This is a genomic window from Pseudoalteromonas sp. SR41-8 (assembly GCF_014163915.1).
Lineage (GTDB): Bacteria > Pseudomonadota > Gammaproteobacteria > Enterobacterales > Alteromonadaceae > Pseudoalteromonas > Pseudoalteromonas rhizosphaerae.
Map to the genome: position 1 here is coordinate 1 of NZ_JACJEE010000105.1, position 276 is coordinate 276.

Sequence of the window (276 nt, forward strand, 5' to 3'; positions counted from 1 at the left end):
AACGAGTTAAACTATTCAGTCGTCCTAGTGACACATATTCTGTGTCCCCATCGTCTAGAGGCCTAGGACACCGCCCTTTCACGGCGGTAACAGGGGTTCGAATCCCCTTGGGGACGCCACTTACTATTTTCATAGTCAGTGCAGTGTTATGAAGCAGCTCGCCTGAAACGAGTTAAACTATTCAGTCGTCCTAGTGACACATATTCTGTGTCCCCATCGTCTAGAGGCCTAGGACACCGCCCTTTCACGGCGGTAACAGGGGTTCGAATCCCCTTG

1 tRNA gene is annotated in these 276 nt (G+C 51.1%); it reads left to right on the forward strand.

The annotated features are described in order from the left end of the window. The first annotated feature begins 43 nt into the window (after window positions 1–43). Window positions 44–119: transfer RNA gene (locus H5162_RS21200), tRNA-Glu, on the forward strand. The last annotated feature ends 157 nt before the right edge of the window (window positions 120–276 follow it).